The following is a 26818-nucleotide window of genomic DNA, read 5'->3' on the forward strand; positions in this document are numbered from 1 at the left end:
TACCTTAAAAATTCGAGAATTACAAAACACGATAAAATGCTTTAATGTAGTTGAACCAGATTAATAATTATCGAAAAAGGTTGTGGGAATTTGGGAAAACGTAGTAACAAACTTAAAGATTATGTCACTGAAAAAAGAAACTTAAACTTTGAATTCTATCTTAACACTTTTACAAAAGATCAATACATGCGGATTTATGACGGATTGAGAGACACACATGACCAGACATTTAAAGCAGTATATGAACGATTAAAGACTCGTACAGATGAAGTAGAAGCTGAATTGGTGAAAGAAGCTGAAAATGTACTAATCGATTTTAATAACATTGACCCAGATTACTTTGATTACGGTGATTATGCAGACTCAATTTGTGAATATGTATATGAACGGCTCGATGAACAATTTCTAATGCATTATCAATTCGAATTAATGTCTCTAAGCAATCTATATCAAGTTTTCGAACAACAACTAAGGAAATGGTTGTATGAAGCAATGACTCATCATTTTAATGAATATATTAATCAAGTTAAATTTACCCATGTTGACAATAAAAATAAGAATGCATATGATAACTTTTTCAATAATTTCGGTAAATTAACTGACTTATTCACCGCATTAAAATTAACATTTACTAATCCTTTTGGCGATGAAGAGCTTATAGTAGAAACTGACATTTGGAAAACGATTCGAGAATGTAATCTACTCTCCAATACTTATAAGCATGGAAGTGGTCACTCCGCTACCAACCTATATGAGGCATATCCTCAATACTTTAAAAAAGTAAATAGCACTCGTTTAATAGATTTATATCGCACAACAAATTTGGAACGAGTGTTAGATGTTGATAAAATATCTTTTGAAAAATACAGTAATGCCATGAAAGAATTTTGGGGGAACATGAAAGAATATCAAAACGGTACGCTTCTTATGAATGTACGTACCTCATCATAAATAGAACCAAATTAATCTGTAAAGAGGGAAAGCGATAAAATCACTAAACCTCTTTACTGTTTATCCCCTAATTTTATTTCCTTTTTTTCGTATAAAATCTTCATGCATCCCCCGCTATGTACTCCCTTTCAAAAATAAACGTATTTCTTTGTCTCACTTATCGTGTATTCTTTCTGCGTTTCCTACGACGTTCTGTTACAATCGCTGCACCTATCGCAGTAGATATCACCTATTATTATCGTTATACTCTCTTACCTTATCTCTACAGCGCAACGCCATTTCCGTAAGCTGTGCGGCTATGGCAGATAAAGCGAATAGTGCCGAAAATAATTGTACATAAAAGTTATCCGATACATTCAGCAGCCACAATGCGAATAAAGCTAGCGTAAGCAATATAATAGACGGTTTCCGCCCTTTCTTAATCTTAATTCGAAGCATGATAGCCCTCCTAATAAAGTGAAAAGCGCTAGGATGGTTAATCCGCAGCGCCTTCTTGTATAACGGCTAATGCCGTCCTGTGGTGATATGTATTATCGGCATGACTATTTGCCAGTGGTGTGCCGCATTAACTTACTACAAGTATATATACCTATAATTTATCGCACAACACGAATAAACGTTCTAAATAATACGTGCGTACTACTAATTACACCGTCTTTGTTTCGTTTCTATCCTTACCGCCATTTCAAACAACTCTCTCGCCTGATCTTCGGAAATGTTACGACTTAATAAGCGTAATAATCCGCTAAACTCTGCAAAAGTCATTGCATAATATTTCGTGTCCTTTTTAACCTTGCCCATAGCGAGACTTACACCACTCTCGTCTATATTAAGCGCCATTACAATACGTTGCTGCGTTGTTTCCTTCGCTACACGGAAAGACCTGTCGCCGTATACGTGTGTTTCTACTAGACTACGTGAGATATCCGCATCAAATCCTGTAATTTCCGCTAGTTTATCAAATATATGAGTACCTAGTAGTAGCGCATTTGATTCGCTGTGTTCGTTTGTAACTTCGTTTTTAAACTCGTCAGTATATGTATTCATTATGCTTTCCGCCTCCTGTGCTATATATACGCCGTGTTAATTATAGTGCGGCGGCGCTCATGTCTTCGCTGGTGTTCTTATAGTTGATTTCTATGTAGCTCTCTAGCCGTAATCTCCCTTATTTCTTTTTACTTGCCGATTTTCCACCCGAACCCGTAACAGGATGCGTTACCTCATCGGTTTCTCTCCACCCCCTCCAAACTCTATCGTTATATCTTTTTACCCTTTTTTGTCTCCATTTCTCATTCTCTGTACTCATTCCAACTTGTGGAGTTGCTTTACTTTCTTTCTCTTTCTTCTTATTCAACTTCTTTACGTTCTGTTTATTTATCTTCTGAACCATTTTCTCTCTTTTAGTTAACCCTTCTCTTTTCTCTTCCGTTAATTTCCTTTTTACTTTCTCCTCCTTCATTTCACGTATTTTTCTCCTCTTCTCCATTGCTTTGCTACCTTTTTCTAACCTCTTCTGTATTTTCTTTTCATCTTCTTTTGGGGTCTCTTTCCAAGTAATCTCATTTAACATACTGTTAATTCCTCCTATATTTAGCGTAAAGTCAATTGTTTTCATCTTTCATCGTTAGTGGTAGATATTTTCTTTTAATCTCTTAAAAGGTCTTGCCCTTTAGGGTTTTTGGTTTTTATCATGCCGAAGCGAAGTTAGGAAAATGGCTGGCTGGCAGATTTATCCCCTAGATTTCAAAGTTAAAAATAACTAAGAAAGCTAGAGAGATAAGCGTCTTATTTCGGTTAATGCCATGCCTTGCTTCGTCAGTATTCCGTATGTATAGACCCTATTCACTCAATGACTTTCATCATACACACCCTTTAACAATGGCTTGTCCCTTGTATATCGTCCCACAATGACAAACTGAATGTATTCCCTGTAGCCGCAACTACAACGATAACCACCCGAACCTTTCAGAGAATCGTCCCTAGGCAAGTTCTCGCCTTCCTCCACTGAATGAATAGGAACCCAGTGAAGGTTGCGTGTCTTGTAAAAGCATACTATGTACTTTCCGCACGACCACACGCCAGCCACACCGCAACAAGTTCCCACATTGTAAAGTAGTAGCACATAATTACGGCTTATCAGTTTTTTACGTGGTTTCAGGCACAATTCCGATTTTAAGGATTCCACGTTCGGAAATCCTGTAACTCAGCAGCTAAAAATGGCAGCACTTAAGAAGCCTTGCATTCCTCGAATTTTTTCGATAAAATGAAGGTACTGAATAGACAAGATTGTCCGTTATTTAATTGTTGTTGAATGCACGGATTGTCCGTTATTTAGTGTTTGATTTTAACTTTGAATTTTTTGGGTCACAGACTGCGCCAACAGTCTACCCTACGAGGAGCATCCGCCAAGATGCTCTTTTTTATTTACAAGAAATTTCGCAGGCTTTCCGCTACTTCGTTCTTATCTAAATGTAGATAACGTGTTGTAACGGATATATCGCTATGCCCTAGCGCTTTAGATATCAACGCAACGTTTGCACCTTTCTTTAAGAGATTCTTTGCAAACCCTCTACGTATTGCGTGCGGATTAATATTTTTAAGTCCGTATTCTTTCGCATGTTTAGTCATTCGTTTTGTTATGATGTTATTCGTCGGACTAGTTACTACACTTCCACCACTCTTCGTAATAAAGAGATAATCATTTTTTACTTTATACTCTCTGCGAATGATTTCGTTTTGTTTCATAAGAACGTCTAGCAATCGTGCGAGAGCGTCGTCAAACGGTAAATATATGGATTCATGATTCTTAATAATACCGCCGTCAATACTTAATACTTTCGCTTCTAAATCGACATGCTTATGTTCTAATTGCGCCAATGTGCCGACACGTATTCCCGTTTGATACATAAGTAAGATAGCGGTAGCGTCTCGTAAATCTAAGAATCGTGTTAAATCGAGTACCGATAACAAGATATTAATTTCTCTATCCGTCGCACCTTCTTTAACAGGCGTATCTACCTTTATCTTCACATTGCGCCAAAAGTTAATATCAATCCACCCGTTATCGTGACAGCGCCCTAGAAACGCCTTTAGACACTTCAAGCGAGTTAATTTCGTTTGATTACTAACGTTCATAGACGATAACCACTCGTAAATATGATTAACGTTTAATTCTTCTAAGTATTGCGTATCTGTTATCTTCGTAAAGTGATTAACATGTAAATAGTAGTCATTTATCGTACGCTCACGTAAGCCAGTCGCCTTCATTTGACGCACAACTATTTCGAGCGCTTTGTCGATTGTTAAATTAAACGTATAACGACCCTCTGCGGTCTCTTTCTTCCGTGGATCACTTTTCAATCTATCGTTAAAAATATTCGATAAGTCTTCGCCAATCGTTAACGAATCACGTTTTTTTGACATAAAAAAATAAGCCCCCTAACTCGTTAGCGACCGCACATTGTACGATTCAACTTACGAATTAGAAAGCTTATATATTGCGGACTTTGACGTCACCGCAAAAGGTTTTTTTAGCGTCCCAGGAGAGATTCGAACTCCCGACCGTACGCTTAGAAGGCGTATGCTCTATCCTGCTGAGCTACTGGGACATGGAGCGGGTGAAGAGAATCGAACTCTCGACCAGAGCTTGGAAGGCTCTTGTTTTACCACTAAACTACACCCGCATATGTTATTTTATTTTTCTTCGTTAGCGCCGTTGCCCTATCGACAATACTTATTATATTCATAACCACTTATAAAGTCAACACTTTTTTAAAAGAGGATAATTTTTCTTATCCTCTTTTAAAAATTGCTTGTTCCACCAGCTGTCCGTCTAATGTTTCAAAACGAACTTTTATATGATTTTCATCCATTTCTAATAAAGCGAAAGTTTTTTCCACACGAGAGCGTGGGAGCAAAATACTTCCTGGATTAATAAATAAAATCCCATCAATTAATTCTGCCCCTAATACATGAGAATGTCCAAAGCATGCTACTTGCGCTTCTACTTCTTCTGCATGATACGCTAACGTTTGTAACGTCATTTTCACATTATGACGATGACCGTGTACAACTAAGAAACGAATTCCATCTACATCAGTTACAATTTCATCTTGAAAGTTAGCATAATCACAATTCCCTTTTACAACATGGAAACCTTGCAGCTCTTCGTGAGCAGGCGTTAGCTCTGAATCACCGCAATGAATCATGACATCTACTTTCCCTTCGTAATTCTCTTTTAACTGCTGTAATTCCTTCACAGAGCTATGACTATCGCTTACGATTAAAGCTTTCATCAATCTCTCTCCCTTATTCTTCTAAAAACCATTCTGGGATTTTTTCTTCTAATTTACGAAGAGCACGCCCGCGGTGACTAATCGCATTTTTCTCATCTGAACTTAGCTCCGCCATCGCTTTTTTATATCCTTCTACATAAAAAATCGGATCGTACCCAAAACCATTTTCCCCGCGGCGCTGTTCTAAGATTTTCCCTTCGCATGTTCCGTTTACAATAACCGGCTCTTTATCAGCTTCAGGGAAAGCAACTGCTAGCGCACAGTAAAAACGAGCTGTACGTTTTTCTAAATCGACGTCAGTTAACCCTTGTAACACCTTATCTATATTCGCCTGATCATCTTTCGGCTCTCCAGCAAAACGAGCTGAATATACACCTGGCTTCCCGTTTAAGGCATCTACAATAAGACCAGAGTCATCCGCAATTACGATGGAATTCAACTGTCTACTAAGACTGTCCGCTTTTAAAATTGCGTTTTCTTCAAATGTTTCACCAGTTTCTTCGACTTCTTCAATATGAGGAAAATCGTGTAAAGATTTCACTTCTAAGTCAAATCTCTCAAATAACTCGGCAAACTCACGTACTTTCCCAAGATTTTTCGTCGCTACAACAACTTGCTTCATATTTTCCACCTCTACTCTATATGAGATACGATGTCACCTAATGCTTCTTTTTGCTTTTCAACAAGTTGGAAAATCCCTTGTTCAGCAGCATCAAGTAATTCATTTAATTCGGCTCTGCTAAACGTCGCTTCTTCTCCAGTTCCTTGTACTTCAACAAACTGACCTTTTCCAGTCATAATAACGTTCATATCAACGTCTGCTTTAGAATCTTCAGCATAATTTAAATCTAAAACGACACCTTGTTCTTCAACAATACCTACTGACGTTGCCGCTAAATAATCTTTCACCGGAATTTTAGATACTTTGTCTGCTTGCAATAATTTTTCAAAAGCTAATACCATTGCTACATAAGCACCTGTAATAGAAGCTGTTCTCGTTCCACCATCCGCTTGAATTACATCACAGTCAATCCAAACCGTTCTTTCGCCAAGCGCTTCTAAATCAACAACCGCACGCAATGCTCGTCCAATTAAACGCTGGATCTCCATTGTGCGCCCTGTTACTTTCCCTTTACTTGACTCCCTGATTGTACGTTGCTCTGTCGCACGTGGAATCATTGAGTACTCTGCTGTTACCCAGCCTTTTCCTTCTCCGCGCATAAACGGCGGTACACGCTCTTCAATTGTCGCTGAACAAATTACCTTTGTATCCCCAACTTCAATTAGTACTGATCCCTCTGGATGTTTTAAATAATTTGTATGAATATGTATATGGCGTAGCTCTGCTTTTCCTCTACCATCTACTCGCATAAAAATAACCCCCTCATAAATACTCTCATTAGTATAGCCAAATTTAAATGTACGATATGTATAACAATAAAAGAAGGGGAACTCAAAAAGCAATTCCCCTTTCTTACATAAGTATATCAAATTATTCACGATTAAAAACTACCTGTATTTACGTTTTGTGGACGATCGACAGGTTTTATTAACTTTTCACCTTTCTCATCCGTAAGGTTCGCTTTACCATTTACTTCAATAGAAACATTTTTCACACCTTGTTTTTCCGTTAAAGATAAGACCAACGACTTCAATACGTAATTTGAAATCATGCTTTTGTCTGGGTTCACAAATATATTTTCATTAAAGTTTAATGTAATATTTCCGTTCTCCACTTTCGGATTCGTAATAAGCTTAACTCCCGGATTAAAATCATTTAGTAACGAACCGTGAATCGGACCTTTTACAAGCTCATTCACAATTGCCGAGTAATCATTTTCTTTTCCTTCTGCAACGCGTCTTGTTACCGGTACGTAATATTGCTGCTTATTATTATTTTGCGCCATAAAGTAAAGTGTAACCGGTTTTGTATTCGTTACATCTGCTACTTGTTCATCATCAAAGTTAATTCCATTCGCACGACTTACACCTTCACCAAGCGGTGTACCCGCAACAGGCATCTTCGCTAACTTTTCACCATTTATTTGGAACTGCACTTGTTTTATTTCTGTAAATTGAGTCAAAGTCCACGCTACTGATTCAATAATTTGACGCTCTTCTTCTTTTGAATAATTTTTCATTTCTTTAGAGAAATCAATTACTGCTGTCCCGCCCTTTTTCAAATTTAAGGTCATCGTCGTATTCGCTGGAAGGACTGCTCGAAATCCATTCGGCAATAAATTTGTGACTGGTCCATCTTTCACAAGATACTCTAACGTTTGCTGTACAACTTCATTCGCTTTCGGAGTAGGCATTGCAATAGTTTGCGGTACGACATATCCATTTTTATCAACGAGGTATAACTCTCTATTTACTGTTTGCCCTTGTTTATCTTTTTTAGCTGTTTCTTTCTTTTCACCTTCTGTATACGTAACTTTTTTTGGCGGATCAATTTGTTCTGTCGCTTTCTCTTGATTTAACAAGCCACACCCTGATAATAAAATCGCACTCACAGTAGCACCAACAACCCATTTAAAAGTGGATTTAGGCATGCCATTCCCCCCTAAAATCTAAGTTTGTACTATTATGTATACGAGCTGTTTCATATTTTAGAACAAGCTATAGCCACTTACACAGAAAAAACCCCTGATTTCTCAGGAGTTCTCTTATATGAGTCTACTATTATTCTGTTTCTAAATTAATATGCTTCACATTTTCAATCGGCTGACCGAACCACTTTGATGCAATTTCTTTGAACAGGCCTATTTTACCAGTCGTTAAGAAGAGATGATCACTTTGTTCTTCTCCCTCATTTAACATCTTACTATGGTATAAAATCGTGCTTACCTCACGCGCTGTTTCATCACCCGAACTAATTAATTGTACTTGATCCCCCATTACCTTTTTAATAACAGGACCTAGAATCGGATAATGTGTACACCCTAAAATAAGTGTATCAATGTCAGTACTTTTCAACGGTTGCAACGTTTCTCTTACAACTTCATACGCCATTTCACTTTCGAAATTCCCGCTCTCTACAAGCTCAACGAAAGGTGGACACGCTAAACTTTCTACCATAACACGGTTATTAATAGACTTTAGCGCCTCTTCATATGCACCACTTTTTACTGTTCCAATCGTTCCAATAATCCCTACATGATACGTATTTGTCACTTTTAAAGCTGTACGTGACCCTGGATGAATAACTCCAACTACTGGAATTGATAATTGTTTCTGCATTTCTTCTAATACAACCGCCGTTGCTGTATTACACGCAATAACTAACATTTTGATATTTAAATCTAATAAATGCTCCGTCATTTCCCACGTAAATTGACGCACTTCTTCACGAGAACGCGGACCATAAGGGCAACGTGCTGTATCTCCTAAATATATAATACGCTCTTTCGGCAACTGACGAATTAATTCCTTCGCTACTGTTAAACCGCCCACTCCTGAATCAATAACACCGATCGCTCTATTCAACTTAATCACCCGTTTTCTCATTCGTCATCTTATTTTATCCCGCGTTAACGGGCAGTAAAACTCCCACCTCAAAATTCGGCTGCAGCAAAGAAGTTCGGCGGGAGATCCACTGCCCGTAAACGCCCGATTGGTGAAGGCTAATAATCAGCGGGGAATGAACAAAACCCCCACTGATTAAAGTTTCACTTTATGTTTATCAGTATATTTTACACACTTTAAGTTCGCTAACTTAAAATGCCCCTGTATAAAATTTTTCATTTGTACCTGTATAGATCAGGACCTTTTTTATTTTGCTCCTTTTTTTCATAATTTGCAAGACAGAAAAACAACCGACCTTCTATATGAAAGTCGGTTTCTTCTATATAAAATGCTCATTCAAAATAAAACTCCCGCTACCTTTATTAATAGCGGGAGTTTTATTTCTATAATTTATTCATAGCTCTTTTTATAGCCTTACCTATTTCCGCACTAGACTGCGGATTCTGTCCTGTAATCAAACGTCCATCTACAATTTCCCCAGCTTAAAATCACTTAGTAATTAACGCTTTCAATTCTTCAGGTGTTAAAAAGGAACCATTCATGCTTTTTCTATGGAGCATCGCATGGCAATTAGGACAAACTGGAATCAAATCATTCACATAATCCACCTCATACTCATTTCCTATTTCACTAAGTGGTATTTTATGATGAACATGAATGAACCCTTTCCCTAAAGCACCATATTGCTTTTCAAAATCCATATTACAAACATGACAATAACAACCATGGTGTTCAATACATTTCCTTCTTGCTACAGCACTACGTTCGTACTGATTAACGATTACTGTTTTTCGATGTCCTTCCACAATAGATAATTGTTCTGGCACTTCATCCGGATAAACTGATTTTGAACAATCTTCATTAAAGCACTGTTCAATATAGCTTAGTAAATCAACTTTTGACTCTAATTTCATTGGACCTTGAATATTACCTAACAATCCGTTTTCCCTTAACTTTTCAAAAGCTAAATCATCAGACTCAATCTGTTGCTGTAAACACAAGCGCATAAATCTTTTTGTTTTTGCCTTTTGATAATCTTCTTTATCCACCCAAAATCCATCATCATCGTTAACGTTTTCCCATGATATATTTACATCTTCCACAATACATTTAAACTTTATTTTCCCTATAAATGCCGAACAATAAATGTAAATAACATCCCCGATTTCGTGATTTGCACTTTGGCTCCAATCAATATAATCATATTGATTAAAAGCACTTACTACATCATATTTTTTCGGGTTTGCTGAAATTATCCACTTCATATCCTTGACCTCTTTTTATATTAACTATAACAAATAATAGTCAAGTTTGACTGATTTTTGATATAAACCACATCAAGACATTCAACCATCACTTCGGTTCTTCGAATATGTATGTTATATCAATCGTTCCTTTTATATATGAGACATTATTATCATTTATATAGAGCGTGAAACAAACAGAAAAACAGCCGACCTTTTGTATAAAAGTCGGCTGCTTTCTTATAGTTCGAGCTCTCCCATGCGAAGAAGCTCAACAACTGCTTGTGAACGTCCTTTAACCCCTAGCTTTTGCATTGCGTTTGAGATGTGGTTGCGTACTGTTTTTTCACTTATAAAAAGTTCACCTGCAATTTCCTTCGTCGTTTTATCTTGAACGAGTAATTCAAATACTTCTCTTTCTCTCTTTGTGAGTAACGGTTTAGATTGATACGCTTTTTCCTTCAACTGGTATAACCCTCCTTGCTTAAGCCAGAGCTGTATATGTGTAAGTTGGGTGTTTATTTAGTCAAGATATTGTATGAACGAAATGTGCAGGTGGTGAATGAAAATGGGCTTTATTTCTTATGTTATTTTAGACTTTTATACAGTGCGCACACTCTTTTTATCCACTTATTTTCCAGTACGCCATATTTGTTCCAGCAATATACTTACAACAGTACCTACAAACAAACCATTACCAAATATATATTGCATAACAGAAGGCAATGATTGAAGTGCTCCAGACGGTAAAAACATAATGCCGCAGCCAAACAATACCGCAACTCCTAAGATCGTTACATTCCGTTCGCTAAGTGGCACTTGTTTTATATTATGAAATCCAATCCCAATAAGCTGCACGAACGAGGCCATTAATACCGCAGATGCGACCGCGGATGGCAGAGAGGCTAAGTAGCGGATAATACTTGGAAATAGCGACATAATGACTAATAGTACACATGCAAATAAGAATGAACGCATGTACTTTTGATTTGTTAAACGTATGAAACCTGCCGTTGCTGGTAATGGAACGACACCTACAGTTGAAAATACGGAGGAAATTATATGCGAAATCCCTCCGATCCACATACCATCCTTCAACTGTTTTTGTTCAATAGCCGCTTTATGAATGGTAGCTTGATTAATCGCTATAATAGCTGCCACTGTATTTGAAACTAAAATACATACCATAACGAAACTTGATACAGCCATACCTGTATTCCATTTTGGAAGTCCCCAAGCAAATATATGTGGAAGTTGCACAAAATGAGTTACTTGAGATGGAATCGTCACTTTTCCTGCAATCAAAAAAATAATCCATCCACTAATTAGTCCTATTAAAACCGCATAACTTTTAACAAAACCTTTTCCAAAATTGGAGAGTATGACCACGAACAAAAAGATGCCAAAAGCGATCAACGCTGTAAATCCATCGATTTGAGAAACAGTAGCTGTAATTCCTAACATCCCTTTTAAAAACACACCACTTAATTGCAAACATAATAGAAGCAAGAAAGTCCCTGTAACGAGCGGCGTAAATAAAAATAAAATACGTTCTATAAAACCAGTTAGCCCTAATCCTATTAAAATAACTCCGGCAACCATCATCCCTAATTCTAAAATTTGCAACGTACTATGTAATTGATCTTGCCCTACAGTTGCATAAGCTAGTACGGTAAATACACCAACCCAAGATCCAGCTGGTCCATCAGCAATCGGAAGTTTATGTCCAATCCATCCTTGTAAAAAAGAAGATATACCAACTACGAAAAACGTACGCTGCATTAAATAAAATACTTCTTCCGTCGTAAGATGAAATAATCCACCAACGACAATTGGTAGCGCGATTGAATTTGCTAATAAAAAAATAAACCATTGCAAAGTTCCCATAATATGATTTTGATTATGTTGATTGTCCAAATTTTTCATCCCTTCTAGCTTTCCTATAAGGAAGTATAGCGTTATCCTGTTTCTACTGAATACAAAAGAAGAGTTCTATTTTCACAATTAGAACCCTTCTAAAAACATCTAAACGATTCCTCTATACAAGATTATCAGATTTCACTTGATCTAAATCCCCTATAACAACATTCCCTTTATACATAACTACACTCTTCTCTGTTTGACGAGCCACTGCTTCCGCGGCGCATGTTGCATTCGTCAAGACAAAACTTGCCTCATCCCCTACATTCGGCCATACTCGTTTCCCTTCATTATTTAACGTTTCTTTCCCTCCAGTAATAAAACGAAGAGCTTTCCCTAAAGACCTTTCATCACTCCAACCAAATCGTTCTGCCAATCGATTTTCCTTTTGAAGCATATCACCTGTGCCGAACGGAGACCAATGATCTGTAATACTATCATTTCCTAATGAAACTTTAACACCTTTTTTATCTAGTAACGGAATTGGGATTACTTGTTTACCGATTGGAACGGTTGAAGTGATATCAATCTTTAATGCTGCTAGTCTTTCTGCCACTTCTTCAGCTTCTTTATCAGTAACACCACCAAGTCCAAGCGCATGACTAATTGTTACACGACCTTGCCATCCTGCTTCTTCCGTTAGGCTTGCCAATCTCTTCATTGTAAACGTTCCAAGATTATTCGCATCGTGCAAATGAATATCAACATCCGCATTAAACTCTACCGCAATGTCCATAATCGTATGTAATGATTTTTCAATATCATTATCTACTGTAGCTGGGTCCACTCCGCCAACTAATTGTGCGCCCATACGCATCGCATCCTTCACAAGTTGCATAGAATTACTGCGCAATAATCCATGTTGCGGAAAAGCAACTATTCTACCAGACAACCGATCTTTATATGTTTCTAAAGCCGCTAACGTCGCCTCTAAATTACGAAGTCCAATAACCGGATCCACATTACAATGCGTTCTAATATTTGTTGCGCCATTTCGAAGCAATAACTCTAGCATATTTTCCGCCCTGTCTTGAGCAGTTGCTAATTGCTTTGGTAAAATCGTTTTTTCTTCGTTAAAACGTGTAAAAATATTTTCTGCTGGCATACAAGCTTTCCAAGGCCCACTATAATATGTTTTATCAATATGAATATGCATCTCTTCAAAAGCTGGTAAAACTAATAAACGATTAGCATCAAAAGTTAACGTTCCTTCCTCTTGGGCGATTCCCGATATAATTCTTTTAATTCTTCCATCTTCAATAAGAAGACTGCATATCTCAGTTTCCGTTTGTGAAATTTTCGCTTCTTCATATGTATAACCTGTTTCAAGCTTTACATTAGTCAACCAATACAATGTCATTACTATTTCCCCACCTTATAATAGAAAATACGTCACACCCTCATTTTCATTTTAATACCGACTGAAAATTAAGACAATTAATACGCTATATTGTCCCTTCACAAAAAAATGTAATATAACCTAATGGTCTTCTCATAAATTTCCATATAGAATAAAAGTACACTGTATCACTCATACATAACAGCGGTGATATGAAAAGGAGAGGATCATAATATGTCGAAGAGGTTATATAAATCCGAAACTGACAAAATGTTATTTGGTATATGCGGTGGTTTAGGAGAATATTTTGATATTAGTTCTACTCTCATTCGTATTATTTGGGTCATTGCTATTTTATGTTTTGGAACGGGTTTTTTAGTTTATCTCATTTGTTTATTACTCATGCCACGTTCTTACTAATATTATCCTGATTAGCAATACTCCTTTCACTATACTTAAGCAGAACATACAAATTGAAAAAACGCCTATAGAATCTTTTTCTATAGGCGTTTTTTCATGAAGAATATTTCATCGTTAAATGTAATACCGCCACTTCATCCTCTTCATTTTTATAACTATGTTTCTTATTCGCTTCAAATTGAATGGAATCAAACTCATCTAGCACGTACACATCGTTCTCCACTTGAATAGAAACTTTCCCTTTCATTACTGTTACAAGCTCAATTGCTCCTTCATGATGAGCTTCAGGTTCATATATACTATTCGCTCTTAAACAAGCTCGGTGCATTTCCATCCCCGTTTCTTTCGTATACCGGAACATTGTTTCTAAGTGCCACGCTTGTCCTACATCTACTGCAAAGCCTTCTCCGCAGCGCGCAACAGCTACAGGCTCTCCAACAACCATCAATCTCGATAAAGGGATTGATAACCCTTTCGTAATTTTCCAAATGACAGCTAATGTTGGATTCGTTTCACCTCTTTCGATCTTTCCTAGCGTTAATTTACTAACACCTGTCTTTTGGGCTAAATCTTCTAAACTTAATTTTTGTTCATTTCGAATTTGTCTTAATAACTGACCTACTTGCTGAATTACTTCTTTTGTTTGCATATCTTCATTTTCTTTCATATATAAAAACCACCTTAAAATATAAAATAGTTTACTTTTATTCTCTTTAAGTATATTATACTATACATAAATACTCAATCCCGAAAGGAGTGCCATACTTCATGCGCGCAATATTACTAGGTCTTTTATCATCGGCCTTTTTTTCTGCAACCTTTATTATTAACAGAGCAATGAATGTATCTGGAACAAGCTGGGCTTGGACTGCTTCCTTCCGTTTTCTATTTGCTCTCCCTATTTTATTCCTTATCGTTTTATTTCGCAAAAACTTAGGAGTTTTATGGGAAGAATTAAAAAAACATCCATTTGTATGGATCGGGTGGGGCTCGGTCGCTGGCATCGGCTTCTATTCTTTATTAAGTTTCGCAGCTGTTTTTTCTCCAGCTTGGCTCGTTGCTGGAACTTGGCAAGTTACGATATTAGCAGGTTTACTACTATCACCATTATTTTTCGTTAAAATAGAAACGAAATCAGGTACAAAACTTGTACGTGGAAAAATTCCACTTCGCAGTTTATATGTAGCATTATTTATTTTACTTGGTGTAATTTGTATGCAAGCGACTGCAGCAGGTCATATTACAATGACTCAGTTCATCTCGGGATTTTTACCTGTCGTATTAGCAGCTTTCTTATATCCGTTCGGTAACCGAAAAATGATGGAACTTGTTGGCGGGCGTCTTGATACATTCCAACGTGTATTAGGAATGGCAATCGGAAGTCTCCCTATTACAATTCTACTTGCTATATATGGATTTTCCGCTACTGGTATTCCATCTTCAAGTCAAATGCTTCAAGGGTTTTTGTTAGCATTATGTTCCGGAGTTATTGCGACGATGACATTTTTCTTTGCTACTGACTTAGCAAAAGACAATCTCGCTTTACTTGGGGCTGTTGAAGCAACACAAGCTGGAACGATGGTCTTTACTGTACTTGGTGAGATTATTTTCTTAAATGGTTCATTCCCTAGTGGTCTGTCACTGATTGGGATGATGATTATAATGTTAGGAATGATCGTAAATAGTGTTTTAAACCGCTCTGTTCCAGTCATTAAACAAAAAAAATCAGCATAAAAATAGATATGGTTCTTCTTCATAGAACCATATCTATTTTTATTGTCTCCCTATTTCGCCTTATCAGAATAGTATTTCATTGGCTGTTTATACTAAAACCTATGTTATAATACGTTTCATGTGCATTATTAGGAGGTAAATTATGTTAAAAAAAGCAATTGCTGAATTTATTGGTACATTTGTACTTGTATTATTCGGAACTGGAGTAGCTGTCATTGGTGGCGGAATTGAAGGAATTGGAACATTAGGTATCGCTATGGCTTTCGGATTATCTATCGTGGCTATGGCATATAGCATTGGAACAATTTCTGGATGTCATATTAACCCAGCGGTATCAATCGCTATGTTCATTAACAAAAGAATGAACGCTATGGAACTTAGCTATTATTTATTAGCTCAAATTTTAGGTGGTTTATTAGGAACTGCAACGTTAGTAACAATTTTACGATCTGCTAAATTACCTTTAGATAATTTAGGACAAAATAGTTTTGGAACTCTTGGTTTATCTGGAGCATTTTTAGTTGAATTCATTTTAACTTTCGTATTTGTTTTAGTTATCGTTGCTGTAACAGGTAAAAAGGGAAGTTCTTCTTTAGCTGGATTAGTAATTGGTTTCACATTAGTATTAATTCACTTATTAGGTATTCCGTTAACTGGAACATCTGTTAACCCAGCTCGTAGTATCGCACCAGCTCTATTCGCTGGCGGAGAAGCAATTTCTCAACTATGGGTGTTCATCGTTGCCCCAATTCTTGGTGGTATCGTAGCAGCTGTTGTAGGAAAGTGTATTTTAAATACTGAAAAATAGAATTTTCAATATTTCCGAATAAAAAAAGGCGAGCCCTCATCATGAGGAAGCTCGCTTTTTTATTCTTTAATTTTCGACTTTAAATTTGTAACTAACTGCTGAACCGTTACATTTGCAAGTACGTTTTCCATCGCTTCTTGCGATTGTATTAAAACAATCTCTAATACCGATTGAATATTAGCTCCTACTGGACATTCAATGTTGGGATTTTCATGGAAAGAAAATAGATGTCCTTCTTCTACAACTTCCACAGCTTTATATACATCAAGTAATGTAATTTCATCTAAATCACGAGCAAGTGTCGTACCACCTTTACCAGCTTGTACATCAACAAGTCCTGCTCTCTTCAACATTCCTGTAATGCGACGAATCACAACTGGATTTGTATTCACACTACCAGCAATCCATTCAGAGGTACAGCGAGAGTTTCGATCTATTGCAAGTAACGTTAACATATGAACACCTACTGTAAAACGACTACTAATTCCCATCTGCACACCCTCCTTTTTATTCATTCTATTAAAAGACGACTCTTGTTATTATATACTATTTTTAATTTATACATAAAGAAAAAGCATGATTCCATTAGAAAATCATGCTTTTCTCCTATTAGTGACGCTTTATAAATTTCGCTAAATCTTTAAATTTCACTTTGTCGGAGTAATTCATTACACCGTTTACGTAAATGCGGCTTGTAACAGCACTTAATATACCGATTGTCGCTAAAAGACCCGCCAATGTTATCGTAATTTCTAACATACCAGCTTCACCAGCTACAAAGCGTGAGAATGTAACCATCGGGGTGAAGAACGGAACATAAGAGCTTATAACAACAATAGTACTATTTGGGTCACCTAACGATTTAAGACTTATAAAGAATGCTGCAATTATTAAAATTGACACCGGTAGCATTACACCTTGCAAATCCTCAGTCTTAGAAACAACCGCACCAGCAGCTGCATACATCATCGCATACAGGAAATACCCTGTAACAAAATAAATTAGGAACATACCGATAACTTTTGCATCTAACTTTGTAACATCAATTACGCCAAATAATGAACCATTTTCTAAATCTACCCACCCTAGTAAATAAGGAACTAAATAACCACATGCCAATATGACAAGTTGTAATAACGCCGTTGAAACAACCGCTAAAATTTTTGCATACATCATCGTAAGAGGTTTTACTTTCGGAATCATAACTTCCATAACGCGAGAAGCTTTTTCAGAAGCAATATTCATCGCAATTGTGCTTCCGAACGCAACAATAAACATATATAAAGCGAATATAAAGAAATATGCAACTCCGGCAGAGGCAGAACGATCTTTTATTGCTTCTTGTTTCACAGAAATTTCCGTTTGTAATTGTTGTGCAATTTCCGGTGAAACATTATGTTTAGCAACCGTTACCGCCATATATTGTCCCTTTAAATAACTAGCTATAATAGTAGAAGTTGTTTCACTGGCGAACCCATTAAACATATACGTGACTTCTGGAACTCCATTCTTTTCAGTTACACGAAACAAACCGTCTAACTCGCCTTCTTCTACTTGTTTATGTAGTTTATTAAAATCTTCTTTTGAACCAATTGTTAGTTTAGCTGATGGTAATAATTTATTTAACTCTTCTTTTTGTATTTTATATGTGGAACTCTCTGTCACAACTGCAATTTTATCTTTATCCTTATTTTTATCATTACTTGAAGTGAAATGATTAAATGCAAAAATACCAAACACAATTAAAAATAAAATCGCACTCGTAATTAATGATTTTTTAGATAAAAACGCTTCCCTAAAATAAAATGAAAATACATGATAAAATTTACGCATCTTTATTTCGCCCTCTCTACAAAGATTTCGTTCAACGTTGGCTCTAGCATTTTAAATTGTCGTAAGCTAATACCTTGTTCTTGCAATTGTTGCAAAATCTTTAGAGCTTCTGCATCGTCTTGTACTTTTACATAAAGAAGGCCTTGTTGTTTTTCATACGGGACATGTATAGCTTCTAATCCCTTTTCATTCTCTGCTATATCTTCAATCGTTAAATTACGAAAACCGTATTCTTTCTTAATATCACTTAACTGTCCTTCTACAACTGCTTCACCCTTTTTCAAAATACATACATGTTGGCAAAAAGCCTCTACTTGCTCCATACGGTGACTTGATAAAATAATTGTCTTTCCGCTCTGTACTTGTTCTCCAATAATACTAGCTAGCATTCCAGCATTAACTGGATCAAGTCCGCTAAATGGCTCATCTAAAATAAGAAGTTCTGGATCATGAAGAAGAGCAGCTATCAATTGAATTTTTTGCTGATTCCCTTTTGAAAGTTCTCCAGCCGTTTTAAATTTATATTCTGGGATTGCTAATCGCTCTAACCAGTGATCAATTGCAAGATCGACTTCTTTTTTCGTCATTCCTTCTAATCTACCAAAATATCGCAACTGATCTATTACTCTACTTTTTGTATATAGTCCTCTTTCTTCTGGTAAATATCCAATTGTTACCCCGCTATCACCAAATGACTTTCCATCCCACGTAATAGAACCTTCATTTGGCGTTAATAAACCTAGTAACATTTTAATTGTCGTTGTTTTTCCTGCACCATTTCGGCCAAGTAACCCTAACACTTCACCTTTCGGTAACGAGATTTGCAAACCATTAACTGCTTTAGATTCTCCGAATATTTTTGTTAAGTTTTGAATTTGTAAACTCAATGTATAAAGCCTCCCCTTTAGTATCATTCGTACCTTCTGTTAAAGCCTATGATTGTTCAGAATGAAATATAGTACTATATTTCATTCTCTTATATGTATCACTACACCTAACCCATCATTTGTTTCATTTAGTTAAAATTGTAAATAAAAACCCTGTTTTTGTCAATTATAATTGTCATTACGACAATAAAACTTGTCAAAACAATTATTATTATTTAACTCATCTTTCTAATATAGGACAAACTACTACATATATAAAAGACAATATGCAAATGTTCATAAAAAAAATATCATATTTTAATATATAATATTAAATGATTTTCTAACATCGAAGGAGGATACATATGAAGATGAAGAGGGGTATTACCACTTTATTATCTGTAGCCGTTCTTTCCACATCGCTTGTAGCATGTTCAGGAACAGCTGAGAAAACAGTGGCAAAAGAAGAGAAAGTACAATTAACAGACCAGCAATTAATGGCTGATTTATGGTATCAAACAGCTGGCGAAACGAAAGCACTATACTACCAAGGATACAATATTGGTCAATTGAAGCTTGATGCAGCTCTTGCAAAAGGGACAGGCAAAAAACCTGCTATCGTTCTTGATTTAGATGAAACTGTTTTAGATAACAGTCCTCATCAAGCAATGAGCGTAAAAACAGGAAAAGGCTATCCTTATAAATGGGACGATTGGATTAATAAAGCTGAAGCTGAAGCTCTTCCAGGCGCGATTGATTTCTTAAAATATACAGAGTCTAAAGGTGTAGATATTTACTACATCTCAAATCGCAAAACGAATCAACTAGATGCAACTATTAAAAACCTTGAGCGCGTTGGTGCTCCACAAGCAACAAAAGAGCATATCTTATTACAAGATCCGAAAGAAAAAGGGAAAGAAAAACGTCGTGAGCTTGTTTCGCAAACACATGACATCGTCCTATTCTTCGGTGACAACTTATCTGATTTCACTGGTTTTGATGGGAAATCTGTAAAAAATCGCAATGAAACAGTAGCAGAATCAAAAGCACAATTTGGTGAAAAATTCATCATTTTCCCTAATCCAATGTATGGTGACTGGGAAGGTGCTTTATACGATTATAATTTCAAAAAATCAGATGCAGAAAAAGACAAAATCCGTCATGAAAACTTAAAATCATTTGATGCAGAATAACAAAGAGGATGGCTTACGCCATCCTCTTTTATTGCATATTTCTTGTTAAAGGCAAGATAAACACTTCAACACGTCTATTTTTCGATTTTCCTTCAGGCGTATCATTTGGTGCAATTGAACGATATTCTCCGTAACCAACTGCACTAAACTTTTCTGGTTGCAATTCTTTATTTTGGAGTAACACCTGCATAAAATTAACTGCACGCTGTGTACTTAACTCCCAGTTTGATGCAAACTGAGCATTTGCGATAGGAACTGTATCTGTATGACCCGACACTGTAATTTCACGAGGTGATGCCGACACAAGCAGGTTAGACATCTCTTTTGCAATCCCTAATGATTCCAACTTCACATCTGCTTTCCCTGAGTCAAATAATACATTTTCTAATATCGTTACCATTAATCCTTTTTCAGTTAAATCCGTTTTAAACGAAGAAGATAATTGCTTTTCCTCAATATACTTGTCAATACTTTGTTGTACTGCTTTTAATTCATTCATTTCTTGCTTTTTCACTTCAGCTTCAGCATCTTTTTTGATTTTCTCAGATTCCAAACCACTTGCCGATAGCTCTTTTTCTTCTTTTGGTTTTTGATCACTTAAAAACTCTTTATTTCCTGTTCCACCTGCTAGTTCACTTCGAAAAGCTACTGCCATCTGTTTAAATTTCGCAGCATCTATACTACTCATTGCAAATAAAACAATAAACAGCGCAAACAACAACGTTAGCATATCAGAATACGGGATTAACCAAGTTTCATCGATATGCTCGTCATGCTTTTTCCTTTTACTTCTTCTATTCTTCCTACTCCGCATTCTTTTCCGCTCCTTTTTCTAGCTTTTTACGCTCAGTTGCAGAAAGCGCACCTAAAATGCGGTTTTTCATAATAAATGGATATGTACCTTCTTGTAACATTAATAAACAATCAATAATTAAACGTTTCTTCTCTAATTCAGCAGCAGACTTTTGCTTTAATTTATTTGCAAATGGATGCCATAATACATAACCTGAAAAAATACCGAAAATCGTTGCAATAAACGCACCTGAAATAGCATGTCCTAGCTTTTCAATATCAGTTAAATTTCCAAGTGCAGCTACAAGACCAATAACAGCACCTAAAACCCCTAATGTAGGTGCATATGTACCAGCTTGCGAAAAAATAGTAGCTCCTTTTGCATGTCTTTCTTCAATTGCTTCTAATTCAGCTTCTAAAATTTGTTCTAGGTCTTCTGCAGATACACCATCAATCACAAACTTCATACCACGCAAGAGAAATTCATCTTGAATTTTATCTAATTGTTGTTCTAAAGACAAAATACCGTATTTTCTACTCTCAGATGTCCAATGAACAAATAATTCTAGTAACTGTTCATAACTTAAATCTTTTTTATTTGAACCAAAAAGAACTTTAAATAATTTTGGAATCCTTTTTAGTTGATTCATTGGAAAGGCAATACATACTGCAGCAAATGTACCCACAAAAATAATTAATGCTGCTGCAGGATTAACTAAGGCCATTACGTCAGCGCCCTTGACGACCATTCCTACTACTACTGCCAACACTCCTAAAATGACTCCAATAATTGTTGCAAAATCCATTCCCATTCACTCCTAGTCTATACAAGAAGTCCTTTATTCTCCATAATCGTTACATCTCCTTATATGTATATATTACATAAAAAATGAATCACATGAAAGATAGGAAATGAATTATATAAAAAAAATACTACAATTTCACACATTTTCTGACATTTTCTTTGCATTTCTATTACGTTATGACTCTTATATTTCTTTTTCAATAAACTAGACTTATAATAAAAACGATACATATTTTATTAAGAAAGGACAGTGATTACAAGGTATCATGAAAAAGATAATACTTATTTCTGCCACTACTATTGTAATCGGTATCACATCTTTCGCTTACTTTGGTTCTAAATCACCACTGCAAAATGAGGCGAAAGCTGTCGAAAGTAAAAAACATAGTAACCATCCAAAAGAAGAGATTCCTGCTTTTCCAAAAGCTGATCATAATGCAAAGAAACTAGATGATAATTTTTCCGTTGTAACAAATCCAGATTCTGATCTTGTATTAGTCAATAAACATCGTAAATTACCAGATGGGTACATTCCAGAAGATTTAACGAAACCGAACGTACCATTTACTAGTCCAAAAGATAAAGAGAAAACATTACTTCGCAAAGATGCTGCAGACGCTCTTGAAAAAATGTTCCAAGCAGCGAAAGAAGAAGGTTTAGAACTTACAGCAGTTTCAGGTTACCGTTCTTACAAACGCCAACAGTCATTACATAATACATATATTAAACGCCAAGGAAAAGCTGAGGCTGATTCGGTAAGTGCAATTCCTGGAACAAGTGAGCATCAAACTGGTCTAGCAATGGATATTAGCTCAAAATCTGCTAAATTCCAATTAGAACCAATCTTTGGAGAGACAGCAGAAGGAAAGTGGGTTGCGGAACATGCTCATGAATTTGGTTTTGTCATTCGTTATTTAGAGGATAAAACAGAGACAACAGAGTATTCATACGAACCGTGGCACTTACGCTACGTTGGCAATCCATATGCCGCATACATATATAAGCACCACCTAACATTAGAAGAGGCAACGAAGGACAAAAAATAAGAGAGCGAATCGCTCTCTTATTTTTCTTTTATTCTATTATTGCAATAATTCCTTCCATTCCTCAGGCCACGGTTCGCCTCTTCCAGTTTTTTTCGATGCTTGGACCATCATACCGCGTCCAACTAAACAAACTTCCCCCTCTGCATTTTTGACCATATAGTGTAAATCTAATGAGGAGTTCCCAACCGCGCCTGCCTTTACATATACTTTCAACTGCTCATCAAAATAAATTTGTTTAATAAAATTGCATTGTAAATCTGCAACAACGATCATCGTTTCTGATGATTCATGTGTCCATTCTTGCATAAATCCAAGTTCTTTAAACAATGCGATACGAGCTTCTTCAAAATATGTAAAAGCAACGACATTATTTACATGTCCAAACATATCTACTTCACCAAAACGAACTTTGACAGGATTATAAAATGAAAAACCACTTTCCCATTGCTCAAAGTCTTCAATATAAGAAATTCTCTTCATTGTTCCCTCTCCTTTTCGCCTTTAAAATAAACAGAATAAACAGAAATATAAAGTTATAAATATTGCCTCTTCAACATGAAGAGGCAATATTTATTAATAGTTATTGTCGCTACCAAAGAAATCTTTGAACGATTGAATTGTTGTATCACGGTTTAATGCTGCAATTGAAGTTGTTAATGGAATACCTTTCGGACATGATTGCACACAGTTTTGAGAGTTACCACAGTTTGCAAGTCCTCCATCACCCATAATTGCACGCAAGCGATCTGCTTTATGCATTTCACCAGTTGGATGCGAGTTAAATAAACGCGCTTGTGAAAGCGGTGCTGGTCCAATAAAGTCAGACTTACTGTTTACGTTCGGACATGACTCTAAGCAAACGCCACATGTCATACATTTCGAAAGTTCATATGCCCATTGACGCTTTTTCTCTGGCATTCTTGGACCTGGTCCTAGGTCGTACGTACCGTCGATTGGAATCCAAGCTTTAACACGTTTTAACGCATTAAACATACGGCTACGGTCAACTTGTAAGTCACGTACAATCGGGAATGTCTTCATCGGCTTTAAGCGAATTGGTTGTTCTAACTGGTCAATAAGAGCTGTACATGATTGACGTGGTTTTCCGTTAATCACCATCGAACAAGCACCACATACTTCTTCTAAACAGTTCATATCCCATGCAATCGGAGTCGTCTGGTTTCCTTTTGAATCAACAGGATTACGACGAATTTCCATCAGTGCCGAAATAATATTCATATTTGGACGATATGGAATTTCAAACTCTTGGTCAAACTCTTGTGCATCTGGTCCATCTTGTCTCGTAATGATGAGGCGGATTGTTTTCTCAGACATGTTGCTTATCCCCCTTCTCTTCACCCTTAGCAGCTACATCATGTTTTGAGGAATAGTCACGTTTACGTGGTTTAATTAATGAAACATCCACTTCTTCGTAATGGAATGCTGGTGCTTTTCCTTCTCCCTCAAATTTCGCCATCGTAGTTTTTAAGAAGTTTGCATCATCACGATTTGGGAATTCTGGTTTGTAATGCGCTCCGCGGCTTTCATTACGGTTATATGCGCCAATTGTAATAACACGTGCTAACTCGAACATATTTGCAAGTTGGCGTGTAAATGAAGCACCTTGGTTACTCCATCTCGCTGTATCGTTAATGTTAATGCGTTTGTAACGCGCCATTAACTCTTCAATTTTCGCATCAGTTTCTATTAACTTTTTATTTTCACGAACTACTGTAACGTTATCTGTCATCCATTCTCCAAGCTCTTTATGAAGAACATATGCATTTTCGTTACCATCAAGCGTTAAAATATTGTTAAATTTCTCTGTTTCGATTAATTCATTTTGCTCATATACAGTAGATGAAACAGCATCAGATGATTTAGAAAGACCTTTCATATACTCAATCGCGTTCGGTCCTGCTACCATACCACCGTAAATTGCTGATAATAGTGAGTTCGCACCTAGACGATTACCACCGTGCATAGAATAATCACACTCACCTGCTGCAAATAAACCTGGAATACTTGTCATTTGTTTATAATCAACCCATAATCCGCCCATTGAATAGTGAACCGCTGGGAAGATTTTCATTGGTAGTTTACGAGGATCATCACCTGTAAATTTCTCATAGATTTCAATAATTCCACCAAGTTTAATATCTAGTTCTTTCGGATCTTTATGAGAAAGATCTAAGTACACCATGTTTTCACCGTTAATACCTAGTTTTTGCTCTACGCAAACATCAAAGATTTCACGCGTTGCAATATCACGAGGTACAAGGTTTCCGTAAGCTGGATATTTTTCTTCTAAGAAGTACCATGGCTTACCATCTTTATACGTCCAAACACGTCCACCTTCACCACGTGCAGATTCACTCATAAGACGTAACTTATCGTCTCCAGGAATTGCCGTTGGATGGATTTGAATGAACTCACCGTTCGCATAATATGCACCTTGTTGATATACAGCAGACGCTGCTGTACCTGTATTAATAATAGAGTTTGTTGATTTTCCAAAGATGATACCAGGGCCCCCTGTTGCCATAATCACGGCATCAGCTTGGAAACTTTTTATCTCCATAGTTTGTAAGTCTTGCGCGACGATTCCTCGGCACACACCTTCATCATCCACAACAGCTCGTAAGAAATCCCAACCTTCATATTTCGTTACAAGTCCTGCTACTTCATGACGACGCACTTGCTCATCTAATGCATATAGTAATTGTTGACCAGTTGTTGCGCCAGCAAATGCTGTACGATGATGTTGTGTTCCACCGAAACGACGGAAATCAAGAAGTCCTTCTTCCGTACGGTTGAACATAACACCCATGCGGTCCATTAAATGAATAATACCAGGTGCTGCATCACACATCGCTTTAACTGGTGGTTGGTTCGCTAAGAAGTCCCCACCATAAATTGTATCGTCAAAGTGGATCCATGGAGAATCCCCTTCACCTTTTGTATTTACGGCACCGTTAATTCCACCTTGGGCACATACAGAATGTGAACGTTTTACTGGTACTAAAGAAAATAGTTCAACATTCACTCCTGCTTCTGCCGCTTTAATCGTTGCCATTAAGCCGGCCAAGCCACCGCCGACTACTATAAGTTTCCCTTTCATGCTCTCCCACTCCTTACTGGTTTGCTAGCTGTGGATCGATGAACGCTAATAATGCACTCACACCTACATAAGATAGACCTAAGAAAATAGCTAATGTTACATAAGTAGAGATTCTTTGTGAACGTGGAGATACTGTAATTCCCCAGCTTATGCAGAATGTCCATAGTCCATTTGCAAAGTGGAAAATTGTTGAAACAACACCAACTAAATAGAAACCAAACATAAATGGGTTGTTTAAAATATCTGCCATCATATCATAGTTTACCTCTTTACCTAACAATGCTTGAATACGAGTTTCCCAGACGTGCCAAGAAATGAAGATCAGCGTAACGATACCTGAAATTCGTTGGAAGACGAACATCCAGTTACGGAAATAGCCGTAAGATACCGCATTGTTCTTAGCTGTAAATGCAATATATAAGCCATATATAGCATGGTACAGTATAGGTAAAAAGATGATGAAAATTTCTAGCGCATACCGGAATGGAAGGAGCTCCATAAAGCCTGCAGCTTTGTTAAAAGCCTCTGCTCCTCTTGTTGCAAAGTTGTTTACAATTAAATGTTGCGTCAAAAAGACACCAACCGGGATGACCCCCATTAATGAGTGCCACTTACGAAACGTATACTCGCGGCCTTTCATGTCCCCATTACCCCCTTGAATGTTTGACTGCTGTTTTCAGATTAATTTACAACAATAATGTTTTTTCACTATTGGCATAAGAAAAACTGAAAAAATTATTCAAAATATTTCAGCATAATTTGATTCCAAGTTCATTTTACCCCTATTTTTGTCGAAGCGTCAAGAAAACGTATACATAATTTGCATATAATTTGCCAATTCTTTTTTTCTTCTTATATATTCAGATTTTCCCTAAGAAAAATCTGTTTTTATAAATGAAAAATGTTATATAATAAGCCCTATAGAA

General features: G+C 36.6%; 29 protein-coding genes, 2 tRNA genes and 1 pseudogene. 6 read left to right on the forward strand and 26 right to left on the reverse strand.

The features are described from left to right. Positions 1–90: 90 nt before the first annotated feature. Complete coding sequence (locus MHB76_RS21260) at positions 91–951, forward strand: hypothetical protein (RefSeq protein WP_340987605.1); 861 nt, start codon at positions 91–93, stop codon at positions 949–951. A 225-nt stretch (positions 952–1176) separates the two neighbouring features. Here the strand turns inward: MHB76_RS21260 and MHB76_RS21265 are convergent, their stop codons facing one another. The 16 genes and pseudogenes from MHB76_RS21265 to MHB76_RS21340 form a co-directional block, all read right to left on the reverse strand. After that, positions 1177–1389: a hypothetical protein gene (locus MHB76_RS21265; RefSeq protein ID WP_340987607.1), complete on the reverse strand. Its 213-nt coding sequence runs from the start codon at positions 1387–1389 to the stop codon at positions 1177–1179. A 204-nt stretch (positions 1390–1593) separates the two neighbouring features. Further along, complete coding sequence (locus tag MHB76_RS21270) at positions 1594–1998, reverse strand: hypothetical protein (RefSeq protein ID WP_340987609.1); 405 nt, start codon at positions 1996–1998, stop codon at positions 1594–1596. A 118-nt stretch (positions 1999–2116) separates the two neighbouring features. Then, positions 2117–2521, reverse strand: a complete 405-nt coding sequence (locus MHB76_RS21275) for a hypothetical protein (RefSeq protein ID WP_340987611.1) — start codon at positions 2519–2521, stop codon at positions 2117–2119. Positions 2522–3375: 854 nt separating this feature from the next. Beyond that, on the reverse strand, positions 3376–4374 hold the full coding sequence (locus MHB76_RS21280) for a tyrosine-type recombinase/integrase (protein WP_340987613.1): 999 nt from the start codon (positions 4372–4374) through the stop codon (positions 3376–3378). Positions 4375–4485: 111 nt separating this feature from the next. Beyond that, positions 4486–4559: transfer RNA gene (locus MHB76_RS21285), tRNA-Arg, on the reverse strand. Between the two features lies 1 nt (position 4560). Continuing rightward, positions 4561–4634, reverse strand: a tRNA-Gly gene (locus MHB76_RS21290). A gap of 108 nt (positions 4635–4742) precedes the next feature. Continuing rightward, complete coding sequence (locus MHB76_RS21295) at positions 4743–5246, reverse strand: metallophosphoesterase (RefSeq protein WP_078172749.1); 504 nt, start codon at positions 5244–5246, stop codon at positions 4743–4745. Positions 5247–5259: 13 nt separating this feature from the next. Then, positions 5260–5868 (reverse strand): XTP/dITP diphosphatase, encoded by a 609-nt coding sequence (locus MHB76_RS21300; RefSeq protein ID WP_078172748.1) that lies wholly within the window; start codon positions 5866–5868, stop codon positions 5260–5262. Positions 5869–5879: 11 nt separating this feature from the next. Next, positions 5880–6617: a ribonuclease PH gene (gene rph, locus MHB76_RS21305; RefSeq protein WP_002145515.1), complete on the reverse strand. Its 738-nt coding sequence runs from the start codon at positions 6615–6617 to the stop codon at positions 5880–5882. Positions 6618–6748: 131 nt separating this feature from the next. Beyond that, positions 6749–7798 carry a GerMN domain-containing protein gene (locus tag MHB76_RS21310; RefSeq protein ID WP_016106273.1) on the reverse strand — a complete coding sequence of 350 codons (1050 nt, stop codon included), beginning with the start codon at positions 7796–7798 and terminating at the stop codon, positions 6749–6751. A 130-nt stretch (positions 7799–7928) separates the two neighbouring features. Beyond that, positions 7929–8741: a glutamate racemase gene (racE, locus tag MHB76_RS21315; RefSeq protein ID WP_016106274.1), complete on the reverse strand. Its 813-nt coding sequence runs from the start codon at positions 8739–8741 to the stop codon at positions 7929–7931. Between the two features lie 413 nt (positions 8742–9154). After that, positions 9155–9244 (reverse strand): annotated as a pseudogene (locus tag MHB76_RS21320) (type 1 glutamine amidotransferase domain-containing protein); the annotation flags it as partial. Between the two features lie 15 nt (positions 9245–9259). After that, positions 9260–10036: an HNH endonuclease gene (locus MHB76_RS21325; protein WP_016106275.1), complete on the reverse strand. Its 777-nt coding sequence runs from the start codon at positions 10034–10036 to the stop codon at positions 9260–9262. Between the two features lie 219 nt (positions 10037–10255). Beyond that, on the reverse strand, positions 10256–10480 hold the full coding sequence (gene gerE / locus MHB76_RS21330) for a spore germination transcription factor GerE (RefSeq protein ID WP_000659484.1): 225 nt from the start codon (positions 10478–10480) through the stop codon (positions 10256–10258). Between the two features lie 165 nt (positions 10481–10645). Then, positions 10646–11941 (reverse strand): purine/pyrimidine permease, encoded by a 1296-nt coding sequence (locus MHB76_RS21335; protein WP_078172747.1) that lies wholly within the window; start codon positions 11939–11941, stop codon positions 10646–10648. A 112-nt stretch (positions 11942–12053) separates the two neighbouring features. Further along, a complete protein-coding gene (locus MHB76_RS21340; protein ID WP_340987616.1) occupies positions 12054–13295 on the reverse strand; it encodes an amidohydrolase family protein in 1242 nt (413 codons plus the stop codon). A 213-nt stretch (positions 13296–13508) separates the two neighbouring features. Here MHB76_RS21340 and MHB76_RS21345 point away from each other — a divergent pair, with 213 nt between their 5' ends. After that, the gene (locus MHB76_RS21345; protein WP_002112091.1) at positions 13509–13694 is read left to right on the forward strand and encodes a PspC domain-containing protein; all 186 of its coding nucleotides are present in this window, start codon (positions 13509–13511) and stop codon (positions 13692–13694) included. 94 nt (positions 13695–13788) lie between these two features. On the opposite strand, the gene MHB76_RS21350 is transcribed toward MHB76_RS21345, so the two are convergent. After that, complete coding sequence (locus tag MHB76_RS21350; RefSeq protein WP_016106278.1) at positions 13789–14361, reverse strand: helix-turn-helix domain-containing protein; 573 nt, start codon at positions 14359–14361, stop codon at positions 13789–13791. 101 nt (positions 14362–14462) lie between these two features. Here MHB76_RS21350 and MHB76_RS21355 point away from each other — a divergent pair, with 101 nt between their 5' ends. Then, complete coding sequence (locus tag MHB76_RS21355; protein WP_078172745.1) at positions 14463–15428, forward strand: DMT family transporter; 966 nt, start codon at positions 14463–14465, stop codon at positions 15426–15428. Between the two features lie 142 nt (positions 15429–15570). Further along, positions 15571–16236 carry an MIP/aquaporin family protein gene (locus tag MHB76_RS21360; protein ID WP_002112094.1) on the forward strand — a complete coding sequence of 222 codons (666 nt, stop codon included), beginning with the start codon at positions 15571–15573 and terminating at the stop codon, positions 16234–16236. 59 nt (positions 16237–16295) lie between these two features. Here MHB76_RS21360 and MHB76_RS21365 read toward each other — a convergent pair whose 3' ends face one another. From MHB76_RS21365 to MHB76_RS21375, 3 genes are all read right to left on the reverse strand, one after another. Beyond that, entirely contained in the window at positions 16296–16727 is a 432-nt protein-coding gene (locus MHB76_RS21365) for an Rrf2 family transcriptional regulator (protein ID WP_002112095.1), read from the reverse strand. A 118-nt stretch (positions 16728–16845) separates the two neighbouring features. Beyond that, a complete protein-coding gene (locus tag MHB76_RS21370; RefSeq protein ID WP_078172744.1) occupies positions 16846–18069 on the reverse strand; it encodes an ABC transporter permease in 1224 nt (407 codons plus the stop codon). Positions 18070–18071: 2 nt separating this feature from the next. After that, entirely contained in the window at positions 18072–18956 is an 885-nt protein-coding gene (locus tag MHB76_RS21375) for an ABC transporter ATP-binding protein (protein WP_070129034.1), read from the reverse strand. Between the two features lie 344 nt (positions 18957–19300). Here MHB76_RS21375 and MHB76_RS21380 point away from each other — a divergent pair, with 344 nt between their 5' ends. Next, positions 19301–20128, forward strand: a complete 828-nt coding sequence (locus MHB76_RS21380; RefSeq protein ID WP_078172743.1) for a 5'-nucleotidase, lipoprotein e(P4) family — start codon at positions 19301–19303, stop codon at positions 20126–20128. A gap of 28 nt (positions 20129–20156) precedes the next feature. Here the strand turns inward: MHB76_RS21380 and motB are convergent, their stop codons facing one another. Continuing rightward, positions 20157–20942 (reverse strand): flagellar motor protein MotB, encoded by a 786-nt coding sequence (motB, locus tag MHB76_RS21385; protein ID WP_078172742.1) that lies wholly within the window; start codon positions 20940–20942, stop codon positions 20157–20159. Next, on the reverse strand, positions 20932–21726 hold the full coding sequence (gene motA, locus MHB76_RS21390; protein ID WP_002112100.1) for a flagellar motor stator protein MotA: 795 nt from the start codon (positions 21724–21726) through the stop codon (positions 20932–20934). The genes motB and motA overlap by 11 nt, the downstream gene beginning before the upstream one ends. A 265-nt stretch (positions 21727–21991) precedes the next feature. Here motA and MHB76_RS21395 point away from each other — a divergent pair, with 265 nt between their 5' ends. Further along, on the forward strand, positions 21992–22771 hold the full coding sequence (locus MHB76_RS21395; RefSeq protein WP_078172741.1) for a M15 family metallopeptidase: 780 nt from the start codon (positions 21992–21994) through the stop codon (positions 22769–22771). Between the two features lie 36 nt (positions 22772–22807). Here the strand turns inward: MHB76_RS21395 and MHB76_RS21400 are convergent, their stop codons facing one another. The 4 genes from MHB76_RS21400 to sdhC form a co-directional block, all read right to left on the reverse strand. Then, positions 22808–23251 (reverse strand): acyl-CoA thioesterase, encoded by a 444-nt coding sequence (locus MHB76_RS21400; protein ID WP_002015410.1) that lies wholly within the window; start codon positions 23249–23251, stop codon positions 22808–22810. Between the two features lie 93 nt (positions 23252–23344). After that, on the reverse strand, positions 23345–24106 hold the full coding sequence (gene sdhB, locus MHB76_RS21405) for a succinate dehydrogenase iron-sulfur subunit (RefSeq protein ID WP_002088861.1): 762 nt from the start codon (positions 24104–24106) through the stop codon (positions 23345–23347). After that, complete coding sequence (gene sdhA / locus MHB76_RS21410) at positions 24099–25892, reverse strand: succinate dehydrogenase flavoprotein subunit (RefSeq protein WP_002160314.1); 1794 nt, start codon at positions 25890–25892, stop codon at positions 24099–24101. The genes sdhB and sdhA overlap by 8 nt, the downstream gene beginning before the upstream one ends. A gap of 13 nt (positions 25893–25905) precedes the next feature. After that, positions 25906–26532 (reverse strand): succinate dehydrogenase cytochrome B558, encoded by a 627-nt coding sequence (gene sdhC, locus MHB76_RS21415; RefSeq protein ID WP_002015407.1) that lies wholly within the window; start codon positions 26530–26532, stop codon positions 25906–25908. Positions 26533–26818 lie beyond the last annotated feature (286 nt).

Source organism: Bacillus sp. FSL M7-1345 (genome assembly GCF_038006985.1).
Taxonomy (GTDB): domain Bacteria; phylum Bacillota; class Bacilli; order Bacillales; family Bacillaceae_G; genus Bacillus_A; species Bacillus_A cereus_U.